This is a genomic window from Bacillus sp. AP50, assembly GCF_040492675.1.
GTDB lineage: Bacteria > Bacillota > Bacilli > Bacillales > Bacillaceae_G > Bacillus_A > Bacillus_A cereus.
Genome location: NZ_JBEUTW010000636.1, coordinates 1 through 3,048 on the forward strand (window position 1 = coordinate 1; position 3,048 = coordinate 3,048).

The window sequence follows — 3,048 nt, forward strand, 5'->3', positions numbered from 1 at the left end:
GTTAATAGGTACTTCTATTATATGCTTGTCCTTTTTATTTGTGCATAATCAATATATAAACATCTTTAATAATTCTTAATAACTTTTAATTATAGTTCTCTCTTACATTTTATCGTTAAAAAATTTGCTTTTTCTCACGAGAAATTATCTTTTTATATTGTACCGATCTAATACTTTTTCTAACATTTCTAAAGTTATTGGTTCTGCTTCTTTTATTAATCGATAACCAATACGCCCATTCGGTTCCGCTGTAACTTGCTGTAAACTCGTTACATCATGGATCCCTTTTTCTCTTAATTGCATATATAGTTGTTGCTCCGACATTTTTGCCTGAATCAAATTCTCTTTTACAATCTCTCCGTTTTCAACAATTATAATGCTACTTCCATTTAGAAATTGTTCCACCTTCCTTGATTTCAATTCAAAGAAATGAATGATAAGTAGTATGCTTGCAAATATGATGGCCGCGAATATAGATGGGACTACTTTTCTACTTAATACAGGTTCTACAATAATACGGCCAATTGATACAACTATAATGATTTCAGCTCTTGTCATTTGGCTGACAGATGCACTACCTGTCATTTTCAAAACAATTATTCCAGTAAAAGTTAATATAATACTTTCCCAAATTATATTCATAATAATCCAATCCTTTAATGGTGTATTTTACTATCATTCCCATTAAAGTTGTGTTTTACTTACCTATTAAGTTGTTAAATCCTTCAGACCATGCTGGAAATAAAGGTATCCAACTATACTCTTTACGTGCCTTATTATTGGAAGCTCCTCTTTCCCAACTATTTTTCCCATCTTGAACTTTAGGCTTAGGTGCTCCTATCGCTGCTGCATATATTGGTAACCATTCTTTACTAGTTGCTGGATAACTATCTACAATATTTACGATTCCTGAAGGCCAATTAAGGGCTAGCATAGTAGCTCTTGCAGCATCTTCGACATGTATAAACGAGCTTATCCCGTCTGATGCGATAATCTCCTTATTACGAACTTGATTTGCTATTAATCCGTTTTCCGCATACCATGTTCCTGGTCCATATAATGTGCCATAACGAAGTATAACCGATTCAGGTAACTCAGTAACAGCTTCTTCTAATTTTAATATGCCATTAACAGTGACTTGCCGAGGCGCGGAAGCAGTAATATGTAGTGAATCTTTTTCAGTCGCAAATGTATCCCCTGGTTCATACGCCCATGAAATACTTTGAGCGATTATTTTCTGTACCCCTACATTTTTAGCTGCATCGACAAGGTTACGAGTGCCTTTTGTTCTAATTTTTGCATTATCCTCAAAATTCCATGATGACAATGACGTTAATTGATGAATAACTATATCGGGATTTGTTTCTTCTAATACAGAAAATACAGCCTCTCTATTAAATACATCAGCTATTACTGGTATGGCACCAACCTTTTTCATTGCTTCTACTTGCGAAGTAGTACGGATCATCGCAAACACCGTGTGCCCATTTTTTATTAACAGTGGTAATAAAGAACGTCCTATTACACCAGTTGCACCTGCTACAAATATTTTCATATATGTTCCTCCTCATTTAGTAATCATAAATGTGACGAAACATTTGTAAGGTATGTGACAAATATTTACTCATTTTTTTCGTTATTCATATGAAACATATACTTTTAATGGTTTAATTATCCCTAAACTCAATTCATCAAAGCATTCTATGAGTGAAGTATAATGTATTTCATGTTGAAAGATCTCTTCTATAAATGGTGTTTTTCCTATTTCTTCAAAAAACCAATCTGCATGCTTTTGATAATCGGATCCATCACTTGATCCAATGATTTGCAATTCTTTCTGATAAAAGTTAGCAGTTAATGTTAGTTCTTCTATATTACCATCAGACAGTATACATATTTCACCATTAGTTTTAAGAGTTTTTTGCAAAGTATGGAACCCACTATTTGTAGCAGAACATTCAAAACCATAATTATATGTTTCTATTATTTTCTCTTCTGAATCATATATGTTTTTCGCACCAAACTTCTTTGCAAAATCTCTTCTATTTTTATTAGGCTCAACAACATCCACGTGCTCAATGCCTACATAGTATTTTAAGAAATTACAAGCGAGTAAACCAATAACTCCCATTCCAGTTATAAGTACTTTTTCATCCTGTCGCGGGTTTAGTTTCAATACTCCTTTAGCGGCATCACACGAAAGAATAGATAATAAAGCAACTTTAGGTTGTATAGAACTAGGCACTCGGATTACTTTATGCCCCTTAACTATCCCTATCGTTTCATGTCCATAAAAAGAAACTACTTTATCACCTACGTTTACATGTGTTACTTTATTACCAACTTGAATCACTTCACCATAACTTTCATATCCAGTTTTTCTTGGATAAAAAGGATTCGTTTCCGTAACATCGGATCCATTATACTGTGGTAACTCGGCCCCAATGCTTATCGCTCCTGCGATTGTTTTAACGATAATTTCATCGTCCTGTATGTCCTTAATTTCATTTATTTCCCACTTGAGTTGTTTAGGCCCTTTTAAAATTAATTTATATTGTTCCATTTATATCCTCTCTTTTTATAAAGATGTTATAAGTAATATTGTTATCCATCTAGTTATCGACTATATTTATTTACCCACTAGAGAAATTACCCTTGCCCACGTTTATACCGTTACTGCTCCTGTACATTACTGTTCAGCATCTAACACTTTAAGATTACTATTCTGATAACATTTTAAGAAAAGTTGTTGCCGCCCAAATGAAATACGCAAGTTGCGTAACGATATACATCGTAATTTCAAAACCTGTAAGCTTTCTTTCCTTTTTTATTTTCTTTAAATATCTATAAAAACAAAATGAACATAAAATCAGTAAAACAATAGACATTTGATATAGATTTTCCACTAAAAGAACTGTCATTTATTTCATCACCTTTCCAATAAAGTGAAACTTTAATCAGTGGGGGGTTTGTTCATCCTCCACTGATTATCAGCCCAACCCCCACCTAACTTCTTTGCTTTCGCTGAATTTTGAGATGGGGGTCTTA

At 33.3% G+C, this 3,048-nt stretch carries 4 protein-coding genes; all 4 read right to left on the reverse strand.

Going from position 1 to position 3,048, the window contains the following annotated elements:
• Positions 1 to 144 precede the first annotated feature (144 nt).
• Positions 145 to 642, reverse strand: a complete 498-nt coding sequence (locus ABWK52_RS27705) for a DUF421 domain-containing protein (protein WP_001021698.1) — start codon at positions 640 to 642, stop codon at positions 145 to 147.
• Between the two features lie 55 nt (positions 643 to 697).
• Positions 698 to 1,555, reverse strand: a complete 858-nt coding sequence (locus ABWK52_RS27710; RefSeq protein WP_098541277.1) for an NAD-dependent epimerase/dehydratase family protein — start codon at positions 1,553 to 1,555, stop codon at positions 698 to 700.
• Positions 1,556 to 1,636: 81 nt separating this feature from the next.
• Positions 1,637 to 2,563, reverse strand: coding sequence for a zinc-dependent alcohol dehydrogenase (locus ABWK52_RS27715; RefSeq protein ID WP_000438841.1), 927 nt, complete (start codon positions 2,561 to 2,563; stop codon positions 1,637 to 1,639).
• Positions 2,564 to 2,720: 157 nt separating this feature from the next.
• Entirely contained in the window at positions 2,721 to 2,921 is a 201-nt protein-coding gene (locus ABWK52_RS27720; RefSeq protein ID WP_098541279.1) for a hypothetical protein, read from the reverse strand.
• Positions 2,922 to 3,048: the final 127 nt, after the last annotated feature.